The sequence below is a fragment of the Algoriphagus sp. A40 genome, from assembly GCF_002002735.1.
Classification (GTDB): domain Bacteria; phylum Bacteroidota; class Bacteroidia; order Cytophagales; family Cyclobacteriaceae; genus Algoriphagus.
The window spans coordinates 382,966-397,289 of record NZ_MUNY01000078.1 but is presented as its reverse complement, the minus strand read 5'-3'; the positions used below and the strand labels follow the sequence as shown (position 1 = coordinate 397,289).

13 protein-coding genes are annotated in these 14,324 nt (G+C 45.2%); 3 read left to right on the top strand and 10 right to left on the bottom strand.

Annotation, left to right across the window (positions count from 1 at the left end; genetic code table 11):
* Positions 1-319: 319 nt before the first annotated feature.
* The 3 genes from B0E43_RS21720 to B0E43_RS21710 all read right to left on the bottom strand — a co-directional run bounded on the left by B0E43_RS21720 (position 320) and on the right by B0E43_RS21710 (position 3,623).
* Positions 320-1,378, bottom strand: coding sequence for an NAD(P)H-dependent glycerol-3-phosphate dehydrogenase (locus B0E43_RS21720; RefSeq protein ID WP_077353476.1), 1,059 nt, complete (start codon positions 1,376-1,378; stop codon positions 320-322).
* Complete coding sequence (locus B0E43_RS21715) at positions 1,356-3,053, bottom strand: 1-acyl-sn-glycerol-3-phosphate acyltransferase (RefSeq protein ID WP_077353530.1); 1,698 nt, start codon at positions 3,051-3,053, stop codon at positions 1,356-1,358. The genes B0E43_RS21720 and B0E43_RS21715 overlap by 23 nt, the downstream gene beginning before the upstream one ends.
* Before the next feature lie 81 nt (positions 3,054-3,134).
* The gene (locus B0E43_RS21710; RefSeq protein ID WP_077353475.1) at positions 3,135-3,623 is read right to left on the bottom strand and encodes a DUF4199 domain-containing protein; all 489 of its coding nucleotides are present in this window, start codon (positions 3,621-3,623) and stop codon (positions 3,135-3,137) included.
* Positions 3,624-3,783: 160 nt separating this feature from the next.
* Between B0E43_RS21710 and B0E43_RS21705 the strand changes: the two genes are divergently transcribed.
* Complete coding sequence (locus B0E43_RS21705) at positions 3,784-4,758, top strand: polyprenyl synthetase family protein (protein WP_077353474.1); 975 nt, start codon at positions 3,784-3,786, stop codon at positions 4,756-4,758.
* A 30-nt stretch (positions 4,759-4,788) separates the two neighbouring features.
* On the opposite strand, the gene B0E43_RS21700 is transcribed toward B0E43_RS21705, so the two are convergent.
* Complete coding sequence (locus B0E43_RS21700; RefSeq protein ID WP_077353473.1) at positions 4,789-5,889, bottom strand: glycoside hydrolase family 43 protein; 1,101 nt, start codon at positions 5,887-5,889, stop codon at positions 4,789-4,791.
* A 146-nt stretch (positions 5,890-6,035) separates the two neighbouring features.
* Here B0E43_RS21700 and B0E43_RS21695 point away from each other — a divergent pair, with 146 nt between their 5' ends.
* A complete protein-coding gene (locus tag B0E43_RS21695; protein ID WP_077353528.1) occupies positions 6,036-6,959 on the top strand; it encodes an SGNH/GDSL hydrolase family protein in 924 nt (307 codons plus the stop codon).
* A gap of 81 nt (positions 6,960-7,040) precedes the next feature.
* Here the strand turns inward: B0E43_RS21695 and thrC are convergent, their stop codons facing one another.
* From thrC to thrA, 3 genes are read right to left on the bottom strand one after another with little or no spacing between them, the layout of a single operon-like run.
* Positions 7,041-8,339, bottom strand: a complete 1,299-nt coding sequence (thrC, locus tag B0E43_RS21690) for a threonine synthase (RefSeq protein ID WP_077353472.1) — start codon at positions 8,337-8,339, stop codon at positions 7,041-7,043.
* A gap of 5 nt (positions 8,340-8,344) precedes the next feature.
* Positions 8,345-9,280 carry a homoserine kinase gene (locus tag B0E43_RS21685; protein ID WP_077353471.1) on the bottom strand — a complete coding sequence of 312 codons (936 nt, stop codon included), beginning with the start codon at positions 9,278-9,280 and terminating at the stop codon, positions 8,345-8,347.
* A 2-nt stretch (positions 9,281-9,282) separates the two neighbouring features.
* Entirely contained in the window at positions 9,283-11,733 is a 2,451-nt protein-coding gene (gene thrA / locus B0E43_RS21680) for a bifunctional aspartate kinase/homoserine dehydrogenase I (RefSeq protein ID WP_077353470.1), read from the bottom strand.
* A 502-nt stretch (positions 11,734-12,235) separates the two neighbouring features.
* Here thrA and B0E43_RS21675 point away from each other — a divergent pair.
* Positions 12,236-12,655, top strand: coding sequence for an META domain-containing protein (locus B0E43_RS21675; protein WP_077353469.1), 420 nt, complete (start codon positions 12,236-12,238; stop codon positions 12,653-12,655).
* A gap of 7 nt (positions 12,656-12,662) precedes the next feature.
* Here the strand turns inward: B0E43_RS21675 and B0E43_RS21670 are convergent, their stop codons facing one another.
* From B0E43_RS21670 to B0E43_RS21660, 3 genes are read right to left on the bottom strand one after another with little or no spacing between them, the layout of a single operon-like run.
* The gene (locus tag B0E43_RS21670; protein ID WP_077353468.1) at positions 12,663-13,118 is read right to left on the bottom strand and encodes a hypothetical protein; all 456 of its coding nucleotides are present in this window, start codon (positions 13,116-13,118) and stop codon (positions 12,663-12,665) included.
* 5 nt (positions 13,119-13,123) lie between these two features.
* Positions 13,124-13,585, bottom strand: a complete 462-nt coding sequence (locus B0E43_RS21665) for a nuclear transport factor 2 family protein (protein WP_077353527.1) — start codon at positions 13,583-13,585, stop codon at positions 13,124-13,126.
* Between the two features lie 10 nt (positions 13,586-13,595).
* Complete coding sequence (locus B0E43_RS21660; protein WP_077353467.1) at positions 13,596-14,273, bottom strand: SDR family NAD(P)-dependent oxidoreductase; 678 nt, start codon at positions 14,271-14,273, stop codon at positions 13,596-13,598.
* Positions 14,274-14,324 lie beyond the last annotated feature (51 nt).

Genomic DNA, 14,324 nt, shown 5'->3' with positions numbered 1-14,324 from the left:
CTTTTTTTTGCTCAGGGTTGTAACTAGGCCTCCAATACGTTCCTTCAAATCTATTTCCGAGTGAAGTTAAATGTGGAAACTTTGACTCATTTTTTTCGCTTCAAAATATAATTCCCTTTGGTTCTTTCTTCAAAAGAAATACTGGATGGAAAAAGCCGGTTTACTCTTCGGCTTAAATCTAAAAAAGACATGAAACGATCTCCTGGAGACATCGCTAAAAATTCCTCTTGGCGTATCCTGTTGCTCTCCTCCTTAGTCAAAAACCTGATTCCCAGGAATCCAATTTAAGAATATAAGAACTTAGAGACCAAAGTAATGATCAAACAAAATCCACATCCACACTAAACGGATATTTCATCAGGAACTGAAGTGCATCTTCAATCGAGAGATCTTCGAAAAGCACCCGATGGAGATTTTCAGTGATCGGAGCACGGATTCCTACAGTCTTGATAAATGAATCGATGATCCTCACAGTATTGACACCTTCAGCCACTTCGTCCATTGTAGCCAAAATCTGATCAAGCGATTCCCCTTTTGCAAGACGGAATCCAACTGTGAAATTTCGGGAGTCCACTGAATTGCAGGTCGTTACCAAATCACCGATCCCAGCCAATCCCATCACCGACTGTACGCTACCTCCCAGGGCTTTGCTCAGGTGAACCATTTCTACCATTCCTCTGGAAATCAACAATCCCTTCGCATTTTCTCCCAAACCTAATCCTGCCAAAGCTCCGGAGGCAATCGCAATGATGTTTTTCAAAACCCCACTGAGCTCGACTCCGATAATATCCGAATTTCCATAGACCTGAAAGCGCTCTGAGCGAAGCAATCTTTGGCCTTCCAAAATCACCTCATTGTATTTGCTCGCAACCACTGTGGCCGCTGGCTGATCAAGAATGAGTTCTTTGGAAATATTCGGACCTGCGAGACATCCGACACGGATAGCCACCGTCTCCTGGAGGATCACCTCACTCATCGTCAAAATCTGACTTCGTTTTAATTTTTTAACGGTATCAAGATTTTCTCCCGGAGCAAGGTTGAGAGCTAGTCCTTTGGTCCCATGAATTATCATATGGTAGGGATAAAGGAATGGCGCAAAATTTCTGACCGCCTCCAAAAACCCTGTTGAAGGAACCATAAAGAACAAAATATCGCAAATTTTACAGAGCTTCTCAGGGTCACTTGTTGCCTGAATTCCGGGGTTCAATTCCCTTCCAGCCACCATATGAACGGAATTGATCTCTGCTACCACTTCTTCCTTTCGGGCATAGACCATCACGTCGCTTTTTTCAGCAAGCATATTGGCAATAGCTGTCCCAAAACTTCCGACGCCGACTACCCCGATTTTCTTGGGCTTAGAAGAGTTTCTCAAGGCCATATCCGTGTAATCTGTTGTGATAAAAATAGAGCAAACTCATATCCTCTGTAGCAATGTTCCCCTCTTTGTCTCTGACCAAAGGCCGCTTGGCATGGTACATCCCCACATTGTCGATTCCATGGGAGATGATCTCATCCATTGGCCTGCTTAGGTGCGGCGCAGCATCAATTTTACCCTGAGCCTTAAGCTCAAAAATCCTGTTCAAAACCATTTGACAGATTGATTTGAATTCTTCAAAGGGAATTACAATATCCTCCTCTGGCAATCGGATTAAGTCAAAAATATCCAGCTTAACGTTCTTTGATCTGATAATTTCAAAAGCTACAAATGAAACCAAATGTGAGCTGAATACCCTGTTGATGAGGTGGAATTCTTCAACTATCCGCTTGCCGAGCATATTGGTATATTCCTCTTCCCGCTGCTGGTCCACGGTGATTTTGCCATCTGAGATGAAATAATCCCGGGTATCAATCTTTCTTCCCCGTTTGTCCAGACTGTTTCCATTTTGATCCACATAATTACCCAGCACGTCCATCGCCTTACCTATCGAAACTGAGATATCGGATCCCTTGGTAAAGAATTTGAACAAAAACTTCGAGATCTTGTAGGAGGTCGAAAACTCGTCATTTTCCTTGTAGTATCGTTCCTGTCCGGTCAAACTCAGATGCTCCTGAATCAATCCCGGAGCTTCCAAAACGAAGTGATAATTGATCGTCACAGGTACGATGAAGATCTTGCCCGAGATATCGCTTATTCCATTCTGGAAATTCGCCCGCTGGGCTTCAATTGCGGTGCTCAAAAGTCCCAGTTTCAGCTTGGATTCGATCATCCCGCTGCGAGAGCGCGTTCCTCCGGGGAAAAACAAACTGTGGCAGCCAAACTGGATCGCTTCTTTAGAATAGGTTTTAAGCGTTTCGAGGTACATCAGGTTCTTCTTCCTCCGATCAACCTTGTATGCCCCGAGCGCATTCATGAAATAGGCGAAAATCGAAATATTGAAAAGATTCAACCCGGCTCCATAGATAAAAGGCGGCATTCCCAAAACGGAAATAATCCATCCAATCAAGATGCTGTCAAGATTCGAAAAATGGGTAGGAACCATCACTATCGTACCTTTGGTAGCTAGGTCACGGATTTGATCCGTCTGGCCGGTAATCTGAATTTTGTCCTGAAGGGTGTATTGATTACTGAAAATGGACTTGAAGCCTTTCACTCTTGCCGCGTTGAGCAGGCGGGAAAAGCCATACGTAACCACCCTTCTGGTAAACTTGTAATGGGAGGCTTTGAAATTGGAAGCAATTTCCTCCGCGTATCGGGAAGTGATACTGTGGAGAATCTCCTGGTAGGCCTGAAATCTTTTGGCTTTGTCAAGGGATGAATCTGTATTGACTTGGAGCAAGGAGGTTTTTACCTCATTCCAAAATAAGCTTTCATCATCCGGATCCACAGCCCAGGGATTTTGTTTGATCCGGAGTTTTTCGCGATAAAGCGTCGTCTCCAATTCTTCCTTTAAAATATCAGGATTTTTACCGGTCAGTCCCAAGACTCTGGACTCTGCCAAGTCAGCTACTTTCTTGACGAATTCCTTACGTTCTCTTGCCAATTTCACCACCGGCCACTCTTCCTTGCTGGGAATAATGGGGTCATACCGGTGCTTGATGTAGTTCTCGTCCAAAGTGGCGTGCTGGTTATGAAAAGGCCTCAAAGATAGAAAAAATGCCCTTCCCAAAGGTAAATCATTAGAAAGGGCATACAATCAGGGTTTTGAACGGACAAAAAAAACTACCAAAGCCACCACTGCGGAAGTGATCAAGCCCATCACTGCCGCACCGATGACCGACTGCATCATGTAGCTTTTCAGGTTAAAATATTCTTCGGCAGCCTGTTGCTCCATTTGGCCGGAGGAAACGGAATATTCAATTACATTTTTGAAATAATCCGGAGTGATGTAGGTACTCGTAATGTACTGACTGAGTGGGCTCAAAATCACGACCACCAGGGTAATGATCAGCCCGGCAACAAAACCCTGCATGTAGGTCATCTTTCCCCCATAGAAATTTCTCTTTTTATCCAAAAGAGCAAAAACGTAAATGGCAATGGCAATTGGTGCAATGAACAGCGAATAGGTGGCATGCTTATCGATGTGGACATCGTGCCAACCCATTGCTTTTTCGAAGACCATCCAGATCAACCCGACCAGGATGAAAAGAATCCCCCATTTAATTTCAATTCTGATGTTTTTCATAAGGCTTTGTTGGTTTTTGGGTTTAAACTTTCAGGCTATTCATACAAAATACAGAAAAAGCTCAAAACGATCTTCCAAATGTTCAGTTTGATTGACAGTCATTCGGATAATCATTTGCCCATGAGCTAAAGGATATTATTTTTACGCCACCTAATCCCCAATGAAACTAGACCTAAAACAAATTCAAGTCCCGATTGAAGCCGAAATGGCTCAATTCGAACATAAGTTCAGGGACTTTATGAAAAGTAAGGTCAAGCTTCTCGACCACATTACCAATTACATCGTCAAGCGAAAGGGCAAACAGATGCGCCCGATGTTTGTTTTTTTGACGGCGGGTGTTTGCGGCACTATCAATGAGTCCACTCACCGAGGTGCTGCTTTGATCGAATTGCTTCACACAGCTACGCTCGTCCATGACGATGTGGTGGATGATGCGGACTATCGTAGGGGATTTTTTTCGGTCAATGCGCTATGGAAAAACAAAATCGCCGTTCTGGTTGGGGATTACCTTCTTTCTCGCGGATTACTTCTCAGCGTAGACAACGGGGATTTTAACCTCCTTCGAATCGTTTCCAATGCCGTCAAGGAAATGTCCGAGGGTGAATTGTTGCAAAGCTACAAAGCCAGAAAACTGGACGTAGATGAGGAAGTGTATTACGAGATTATCCGGCAGAAAACAGCCAGTTTGATTGCTTCCTGCTGCTCAGTTGGAGCATCCAGTGTTGGGAGTAAAAACGGTGATATTGAGAAAATGAGACTTTTTGGAGAAAAAGTCGGGATGGCTTTCCAGATCAAAGACGACTTGTTTGATTTCGGGGACGATGAAATCGGCAAACCGGTAGGTATTGACATCAAGGAAAAGAAAATGACCCTTCCGCTGATCTATGCCCTTCGCCACACCGACTGGCTCACCAAGAAGAAAATCATTTACCTGATCCGCAACCGCTCCGAAGACAAAAAAGCAGTCAATGAGGTGATCGATTTTGTTAAAAAGAGCGGCGGACTGGACTATGCCAAAGAAAAAATGGATGGGTTCTACCTTGAAGCGCTAGCAATACTTAAAGAATTTCCGGATTCAGTCTACAAGACCTCTCTGAGTGATTTGGTCAGCTATACGATCGAGCGAAAAAAATAAAGCCGCCAGGAATCTGACGGCTTCACACCTTTATTTTTTCATCGCATCGATGGTCTGAATCGTCCCATCTGGATTGTGAATCAACTCTGCCATTTTGATGTTTCTGAGCGGAGTATCCCCCGACAACTGAGTATCGTGGTAAAACAGGTACCATCTACCTTCAAATTCGACTATAGAATGATGGTTGGTCCATCCTTCGACCGGATTCAGAACATTACCCCGATAGGTAAATGGACCATAGGGATTGTCGCCGGTGGCATAGGCAATGTAATGGGTGTCACCCGTGGAATAGGACAAATAGTAGGTATCTCCAAGCTTGTGCATCCAAGCGGCTTCAAAAAATCGGCGGTTGTTGTCACCTGCTTTGATGGGATTACCGGCTTGATCCAGAATTTGGATTTCTTTCGGCGTTTCAAAAAGGGATTTCATATCCTCGCCTAGTTTCGCAATATAGGGAACCAAAGCAGGCTCTTCTGACTCAGGCAAACCACTTAGCTGACTGTCTCGCCCAGGCACTAGTTTTTGGTCCTTATACCATTGCAATTGTCCTCCCCAGATACCACCCCAGATTAGGAAATAATCCGAGCCTTGCTGAAAGACCGCCGGATCCATGCTGAATGTACCTGGAATAGGCTGTGGCTCCGCCATAAATGGGCCACTTGGCTTGTCGGAAGAAGCCACACCTATTTTGAAGATTCCTTCCTTGTCCTTGGCAGGAAAAAAGAGGTAATATTTTCCATCCTTTTCAGCCGCATCCGGCGCCCAAAGCTGCCTGCTGGCCCAAGGAATTTCTTCCAATTTCAGCACCACTCCGTGATCAGTCACCGGCGATCCGGGTTTTTCCATGGAGTAGACATGGTAATCCTTCATGTCAAAATGGGAACCCATATCATCTTGCGCCACGTCAGTTTCGATGTCATGGGAGGGATAGATGTAGATTTTGCCCTCGAATACATGTGCGGAGGGGTCAGCAGTAAAGAGATCCGTCACAAGCGGCTGGTGGTTAAACTTGGCTGCAACGGTGTCTTCGAGTGATTTCTCAGCAATTTCCTCCTGCTTTGGACTAGCGCAAGCCAGCGGCAAAGCGATCAAGAGTCCATAAACCAGGATCTTGTTAGTTGGGTTTTTCATAGTGAAATAGGTAGAGTTAGATTAGGTATTTGATCAAATTAAATAATAAACTGACAGATTTATTTCAAAATCGAAATTATCTCCTGACTTTGACAGAAATAACTACATCAAACAAAAGAATAATCCCCGAAGCTTTAAATCCTGTCATGGTTAAATACATACCTGGTTTTTTACTTGCCACGCTACTAACTACCCTTAGCTTGGCACAGAACTATGCCATACCCCAAGAAACGGAGCGAATTGTCTTTCTCGGCAACAGCATCACCTACAGCGGTAAATTTGTCTCCTACCTCGATGCCTACCTGACTCTTCGCTATCCTGACAGGAAGCTGGAAATCATCAACCTTGGACTTCCAAGCGAAACTTTGTCGGGGCTTTCCGAGCCAAATCATGCCGAAGGCAAATTTCCAAGGCCTGACCTCAGGGAGCGACTTCAGCGGGTGCTGGTTCAATTGAAACCGGATTTGGTGATTGCCAATTACGGGATGAACGATGGGATCTATTTACCATTTGACGAAGAGCGATTTGATAAATTCAAAGCAGGAATGGATTGGATGCATCAAGCGATTGAAAATTCCGGCGCGGAAATCATTCATGTTACCCCACCACTATACGATGAGCGGAAAGGAGCTGCTTATGCCAATGTCCTTGATATTTATTCGGATTGGCTGGTAAGCCTTCGCAACACTGAAGATTGGAAAGTCATCGACCTTCATTGGCCGATGAAAAAACATCAAGAGGACCAACGGACGATCAATCCGGAATTTGCCTTTTCAAAAGACGGAGTTCATCCCGATGAAAGTGGGCACTTTTTAATGGCCAAAATCATTCTTCTGGGCCTTGGGGAACAGGTGGCCGGAGTAAAGACCATTGAAGAACTGCTCGCGCCATTCCCAAATGGCAAGCAAGTTTTAGACTTAATCGAGCTGCGACAGGAAATCCTAAAACTGGCCTGGTTAAGTCAAACCGGACACCAAAGGCCTGGAATCCCAGAAGGTCTGTCGATAGAAGAAGCTGAGAAAAAAGTAGCTGAGATCAATCAGGAGATTCAGTCCATTTTGAAAAAGTGATTGGGAGAAAAATCAAACACTATTATACTCCAAGAATTACGGGTGATAGCATCAAATGATACTATCACCCCACGTATTTTCTCAATCTAAATTCTCCAAAAACCCCTTAAACTCCCCAAAACCTTTCCCCATCGGGATCACCTTTTTCTCGCCTTTCAGAAATTTGGCCAATCGCGCAGGAAGCTCCAATTCCTCACCCAAGGCACCCTCCACCACGTCCCTAAATTTACCTGGATGGGCTGTTTCCAAAAATACACCGACATAGCCGGGATGCTCATTCATAAAGTCCCCCAAACCCAAATACCCGACCGCTCCGTGCGGATCGAGGGTATAGCCTTTCTTTTGAACTTTCTGAATGGCATCAATCGTTTCTTCGTCGTTGTAGAAATAGCCCTTTACCATCTCCCTGAAGAGATTTTCATCATTCCCGTAGAGCCAAAGCAGTCGCGGGAAATTGCTCGGATTACCCACATCCATGCTGTTGGATACCGTCTGAATCGAAGGCTCAGCCTGAAAAGCGGCTCCGTGTAAATAATCCGGTACAACCTTATTCACGTTCGTCGCAGCCACAAAACGGTCAATCTGCAAGCCCATACTTTGGGCCAAAATCCCAGCAGCCAAATTTCCGAAATTCCCGCTTGGTACAGCAAAAACGACCTTTTTTCCATTCTTTGGAAGTCTGGAAAAAGCATAGAAATAATACAGGCACTGGGGAATCCATCGGGCGATATTGATGGAATTCGCAGAAGTTAGCAGTAATTTTAGATTCAATTCCGGGTCCAAAAATGCCTGTTTCACCAAGGTCTGACAGTCGTCAAAAACCCCGTCCACTTCCAGGGCAGTGATATTTTGGCCTAAGGTGGTAAACTGCTTTTCCTGAAGCAGACTGACTTTACCCTTCGGGAAAAGAATGATCACTTCTACCCCATCTACTCTCAAAAATCCATTGGCAACCGCACTCCCAGTGTCTCCGGAAGTCGCGACCAATACCCGGACGGTTTTGTCGTTTTTTCCATGAAGCATACTCATCAGCTTGGAGCAAAACCTGGCCCCAAAATCCTTGAACGCCAAAGTAGGTCCGTGAAAAAGCTCCAGACTGTAGACGTCCTCATCCACTTTCACAACCGGCGCATCAAAGGTCAAGGTATGATCCACAAGTTCCCGAATCTGGGTTTCACTTAAATCCTCCGAAAACAAAGCATCGATCACGGCATAGCCAATTTCCCGAAAATTCATTTTGGAAAACTTTTCAATCAACTCTTTCGGCAAAACCGGAATCCGTTCAGGAAAATATAAACCATTGTCAGGCGCCAGTCCTTTGATGACGGCCTCGGAAAGTGATACTTTATGGTTTGGGTTGTTGGTACTGTAGTACTGCATGGTTTTTACTTTTCTTCGAGGACATAGGCCCCGCGGGTGTTGATTGCGGAATGGTAGACATCTACTCCCAGTCCGATGGAATCATAGACTTCCTGTGCGGCTTTGATGATTGCTCCGGATACTTCTTCACCTTTTGAAAGAGCGAAGAGGGTTGGTCCCGAACCGGAAATCCCCATTCCCAAGGCTCCGGCTGCTTTTACGGCTTCTTTAACTTCGTAAAATCCGGGAATCAAAGTTGCCCGATAAGGCTCGGCAATCACATCGCGCAATGACCGACCGATCAGTTCGAAGTCTTCCTGAAATAGCCCTGCGATCAATCCAGCCACATTTCCAGATTGAATGGTGGAATGTTTCAGCGAAACATTATCCCTTAATACTGATCTGGAATCTGAAGTTTTAAGCTCGAAATGCGGATGCAAAAGCGTGCAATGCAATCCGTTCGGCACGTTTAGCTTGATCACATCCAGCGGATGATAATCCCGGATCAACACAAAACCACCGAGTAAACTCGGGGCAACATTGTCGGCATGTCCTGCTCCGCATGCTGCTTTTTCAGCGGCGATTGCGAAAGGAAGCATGTTCTTCTTTTCAAAAGGTTCCCCGAGCAGCCGATTTGCAGCCACCAAAGCCGCTACAGCACTTGCCGCACTCGAACCCATTCCCGAACCTAAAGGCAAGCCTTTTTTCAGGTAAATATCCATTCCAACCTGCTGTCCCAATTCATCCAACAAAGCCTGAATGGCAACAGCGCAGGTGTTTTTCTCCACTTCGTAAGGAAGTCTTCCTTCATCGCCCTCTATAGACACAACCCTTAATCCGGGTTCATCTCGAAGCCGGATTTCCACCTCATCGCCCATTGCATCGATTGCAAATCCAAGAATATCGAATCCACAGGAAACATTGGCGACGGTGGCCGGAGCAAATGCTTTGACCGATCTCATCCTTACTCTCTGGTGTAATTACCGATACGGATCACATCCGCAAATACGCCTGCTGCGGTCACATCTGCTCCTGCACCTGGACCTCGGATGATCATCGGTCGGTCATGGTACCTGTCGGTAGTAAGCAAAATCATGTTATCCGAGCCTTTCAAGCTGGAGAAAGGATGAGATTCCGGTAGAGACTTCAATCCAACTTTGGCTTTTCCATCTTCCAAAGTCGCCATAAAGCGAAGCTTTTCTCCTTTGGCTTTTGCCTCTGCCAATAGCTTGGCAAAATCCGCATCATGACCTTTCAGTTTCTCAAAAAACACATCTACTGATGGCGTGACTTTACAATCAGCAGGGACCATACTTTGAATCGTGATGTGGTTAAACTCCAATTCCTGCTCTGCCTCCCGACCAAGAATCAGGATTTTTCTGGCCACATCCATTCCGCTCAAATCATCCCGGGGATCCGGTTCGGTATACCCTTTTTCTTTGGCAATCTTCACCACTTCTGAGAAAGGAGCACCATTTTCCAGTTCTGAAAAAATAAAATTCATCGAGCCGCTCAGCACCGCTTCTATCCGGATCACTTTGTCTCCGGAAAGCATCAGATCCTGTAAGGTATTAATCACCGGAAGGCCGGCGGCAACATTGGTTTCGTAAAGGAATTTCACTCCCCGGCGCTTGGCAATCCGTTTGAGAGCGCGATACTGATCCATTGAACTGGAATTCGCCTTTTTGTTTGGTGTCACGATAGCAACTTTGGCTTCCAAAACCCTGGAATAGGCGTCTGCCACATCTTGACTCGCAGTGCAATCCACAAAAACGGAATTGGAGAAGTTCATCTCTTCCATCTTCTGTACAAATTTCTCCAGATTCGTTGGCTCATCCGCTTCGCTCAACTGGTGCGGATTTTTCAAGTCAAAACCATCTTCATGGAAAGCCATAAAACGACTGTTTGCTAGTCCGTGGATCTGAACATCGAGCTCGTTGTCTTTGAGCAATTTGTGTTGTTGTGATGCAATCATCTTCATCAAGGCTTGGCCGATCAGGCCGGTACCAACCAAAAAGACGTGCAATACTTTATTTTCTGAAAGGAAAAATGCTTCGTGGAGTGCGTTGAGAGCTTTTTGTAAGTCTACCTGGGGAATTACCGCTGAGATGTTCAGCTCCGAACTTCCCTGAGCAATTGCTGCCACGTTGACGTTGTTTCGGCCCAAAGCACGGAACATGCGGCCGGAAGCACCCGGATTTTGCTTCATGTTTTCTCCCACCACAGCAATCGTGGCCAGACCTTGAAGCAGAGAAACCTGATCCATTTCGCCGGATTTGATTTCGTAGTAGAATTCCTTTTCGATCGCCTCTTTGGCAAGGTAAGCCTCATGGGTTTTGATTGCCAAACAAATGCTGTGCTCGGAAGAAGCTTGAGAAATCAGGACGATATTCACTTTTGCCTCTGCAAGTGCTTTGAAAACACGGCTAACTGTAGCCCCTCCCTCTATCAATCCCGCGCCCTGCACTGTCACGATCGAGATATTCGACATGGAGCTGATCCCTTTGATCAGGGCACCATGGCTTACTTCTCCATTGATTAGTGTTCCCGGATTTTCAGGCTCGAAGGTGTTCTTGATGTAAATCGGAATACTCTTTTTCATCGCCGGCTGCATGGTAGCCGGGAAAATCACTTTCGCCCCAAAATGGGAAAGCTCCATCGCCTCGTTGTAGCTCAGCTGAGGAATGGTAAAGGCAGTGTAAACCAACTTTGGATCCGAAGTCAAAACTCCTGAGACATCAGTCCAGATTTCCAGGTCATGAGCTTCTAGGGCTCCTGCGAAAATGGCAGCTGTATAATCCGATCCAGAACGTCCCAAAGTAGTGGTTTCGCCTTTGGCTGTAGAGGCAATGAATCCGGTAATTACTTTTACCCCGTCATTTTTTGAAAAGTAGTCCTTGATCTGGGCATTGGTCACTTCATAGTCGACTCTCGCTTGACCGAATCGGTCGTTGGTACGGATCACATCGCGCGCATCTACAAATTGCGTTTTGATGCCTTTTCCGGCCATAGCTTCCGCCAAAATAAATGCGGAAAGGCGCTCTCCAAAACTGGCTACATAGTCCAGCGTTCTTGCAGAATTCTCTTTAATCAGGAAAATCCCGTGAAAAAGATCCTCCAATTCCTTGAATCTCACCTTGACATAAGTCATTACGGTAGATTGATTTTGCACGGCAATAAGCTGTCTGACAATATCCAGGTGCTTTTCTTCCAAGGTTTGAAGCAAATCCCGGTAAGCCTGATCTCCCTCCCGGGCCAATCTCGCGATGGTCAAAAGACTTTCTGTAACTCCGCCAAAAGCTGAAAAAACGATGGCAATTTCGTGTTGCTTGAGTTTGTCCTGAAGGATGGCAAATACCTTTCGGATGTTTTCGGGGTTCGCTACGGATGAACCTCCAAACTTGATGATTTTCATGTGTTTAAAATGATTTTTTTAGGGTCACATGGAATCTCGCATGATTTAAAACCATCTCGCTGGAATTAGCTTGCGTCATGCTCGATTTCATAAAAGACTTAGGAATAAATTCTGGAAACTTTAAACCGGCCTAAATCGGCCTTGGGGCGGGTACTAATGATAATAACGGGTCACCCCGTAATCATGGTGGTCATACCGGTAGTTGTGGCAAAAAAAACAGCAGCACACAATCCTGTCAGAGGAAGCGTTTTCTTGAATAAAAATGATTTAGCTGCAAGTACCATGTGCGGATAGTTGACCCGACAACATTACAGCGAAAAAACGGTTTGGCCAAACAAAACCACAGACTTTGTGGATTTTTTTAGAATTAATTCAGTGTTCAAAGTCAAAAATTAACCTTTTGACAATGCAATTGGTCCATTTGTGATTTTTTGTAAAAAGGCAAAAAATCCCAGTTTCCGGGGTATTTGATTAACTTCAGAGACCTTTAAACATCAATACCATGAAACAGCGACATGCTTTTTTGATGGGTCTTTTGATCCTTTTTACCAGCGGCTGCGGCAGCACTGCAAAACTTAATCCTAACGCACTTATGGACCAAACGTGGGTTTTGGCTTCTATGATGGGGAGCGAACTTGACACGAGCAAATTCGCTGCCGGAGTACCAACACTTAACTTTCTGGAAGGTGGAAACCTAGCCGGATTTGCAGGTTGCAATAATTTCTCGGGAGGATTTTCACTGGAAGGAGCCGACATCAAACTTGATCCCGGTGCCATCACCAAAAAGGCCTGCCCAAGTACCGGAGAAGATGAATTTCTCGCTGCTTTAGAAAAAGCCAAGAACCTCAAAATCGAAAAAGAAAAGCTCACCCTGATGGACGGTGCCACCGAACTGATGAGCTTTTTCTCTAAAAAAGACTAGTTTCCAATCAAACCAACTCTTCGATCAGGTGCATTTTCCCGCGGAAATTCACCTGATCTTTCTTTTTCTTGCCAATCAAAAGCTCACCCAAAGGAGAGTTTTTACTCATCAAAAACACCTTGGAATCCTCCACTTTGACTTGCCCGATACTGACAGCAATCAGGAACCAATCCATACCGAGCTTGATCAAAGCGCCTTCCTGCACACTTGGAGGAGTTTCTTTAATTGTTTGCAACCGGTAGAGCTCCTCCAGGTCAAACTTACTTTGCTTGATCTGAGTCTCCAGAGTATTGAGATCCTGAGTCATGGTTTCTCTGCTTGTCTCATATTTATCCCCGGCACTGTTCTTTTCCTCTTCAAGGATGCTTTCGATAATGTTTTTGCGCTCAGTGGAGAGAAGGACTTCCTTATCCTTCAACTGGGTGATCGCCGTCTGATAGACTTTTGCTTTGAATTCGTTCATAAAATTTACTCTTCACAAGGTTCTTTTCTTCGTGTATCGATGATGTACACGATTTTCCAGCCTTCGGCCATTTTCACCAACTGGAAGGAATTGACTCCACAATGGCTAAAATTTCCGTTGACATAAAAGCGATAAGGCGTCCAGGCGGAAGCCATCGTCCCATCCACTTTGATTTGGTAATCTAAAATCCGCTCATCCAGATTCGTTTCGGCAGGAGTGGATGCGATTCTTTTTACAAAATCAGCCACAGCGTTGCTTCCTACTTCACTTCCTTCAGGTTTGAAAATCACTGTCTGCATCATAGCTTCCGGAGAAAAGGCGGCAGCTACCTGATCGGCATCCTTTTCGCGCATGCCGTCAAACAAACTCCTGATCACTTCCTCCACTTGCTTTTCTTCCTGCTGGGAAAAAGCATTAAAGGACAAAAATAGCCCCAAAAGGCCAGAAAGCAGCACCGTTTTTTTCATAGTAACCAAATTATACTCCTCCATAAAGTTTGAAAGTCATATTTCTTAGAGCCGGATTGTTGACTGCATAATGCATGGATTCCGCAATGTCTTTGGCACTGACCCACTTGGTAAAATCGGCATCCGGCATAGCCGCTCGATTCGCCTCCGTGTCAATAATACTAGGGACAAAAACATGACTCCGAATTTGGGTGTCGTGGACCTCTTCAGCAAGAATTTCGGCTAAGGTCAAAACCAGCTTTTTACTCAGCGCATAAGCTATGGTCCCCATGGCACTTGAAAGCTCCATTGCGGGTCTGGCTCCCACAAACAGAAAAGTGCCTTTTTGCTGCTTTTTCATAATCGGCAAAAAGCCCCTTACCAAATGATAGGCACTGAAAAAATTCAGGTGAAACATCGTCTGAATGTCCTTTTGAGACGTGGATTCGAGATTGCCCATCGCAAATCCTCCGACTAGCATAGCCATGGCATCGAGGTCATTGTATTGCATCTGAAACTCCCTGACAAATTCTAAAACAGCAGTTTCATCCGTCACATCCACCTCGTAGCAATCATCCGCTTCATCCACAGACTCCTCATAACCAGGCTTCAAGAGCGCAATTACATGATATCCTTCCCGTTTGAATTTCTCCACCACAGCTCTTCCAAGACCTCCTGCTGCACCTGTCACAATTATATTTCTGCTCATGTCTGGACTGATTTCATTCCGATATTTGCTAAAATTAGCCTTTATTTTTCG

Excerpts from the sequence above, each read along its gene's own strand:
- thrA (WP_077353470.1), bottom strand. The coding sequence starts at position 11,733 with ATGAAAATCATCAAGTTTGGAGGTTCATCCGTAGCGAACCCCGAAAAC.
- B0E43_RS21700 (WP_077353473.1), bottom strand. The coding sequence starts at position 5,889 with ATGAAAAACCCAACTAACAAGATCCTGGTTTATGGACTCTTGATCGCT.
- B0E43_RS21665 (WP_077353527.1), bottom strand. The coding sequence starts at position 13,585 with ATGAAAAAAACGGTGCTGCTTTCTGGCCTTTTGGGGCTATTTTTGTCC.
- B0E43_RS21695 (WP_077353528.1), top strand. The coding sequence starts at position 6,036 with ATGGTTAAATACATACCTGGTTTTTTACTTGCCACGCTACTAACTACC.
- B0E43_RS21675 (WP_077353469.1), top strand. The coding sequence starts at position 12,236 with ATGAAACAGCGACATGCTTTTTTGATGGGTCTTTTGATCCTTTTTACC.
- B0E43_RS21685 (WP_077353471.1), bottom strand. The coding sequence starts at position 9,280 with ATGAGATCGGTCAAAGCATTTGCTCCGGCCACCGTCGCCAATGTTTCC.
- B0E43_RS21705 (WP_077353474.1), top strand. The coding sequence starts at position 3,784 with ATGAAACTAGACCTAAAACAAATTCAAGTCCCGATTGAAGCCGAAATG.
- B0E43_RS21670 (WP_077353468.1), bottom strand. The coding sequence starts at position 13,118 with ATGAACGAATTCAAAGCAAAAGTCTATCAGACGGCGATCACCCAGTTG.
- B0E43_RS21720 (WP_077353476.1), bottom strand. The coding sequence starts at position 1,378 with ATGGCCTTGAGAAACTCTTCTAAGCCCAAGAAAATCGGGGTAGTCGGC.
- B0E43_RS21710 (WP_077353475.1), bottom strand. The coding sequence starts at position 3,623 with ATGAAAAACATCAGAATTGAAATTAAATGGGGGATTCTTTTCATCCTG.
- thrC (WP_077353472.1), bottom strand. The coding sequence starts at position 8,339 with ATGCAGTACTACAGTACCAACAACCCAAACCATAAAGTATCACTTTCC.
- B0E43_RS21660 (WP_077353467.1), bottom strand. The coding sequence starts at position 14,273 with ATGAGCAGAAATATAATTGTGACAGGTGCAGCAGGAGGTCTTGGAAGA.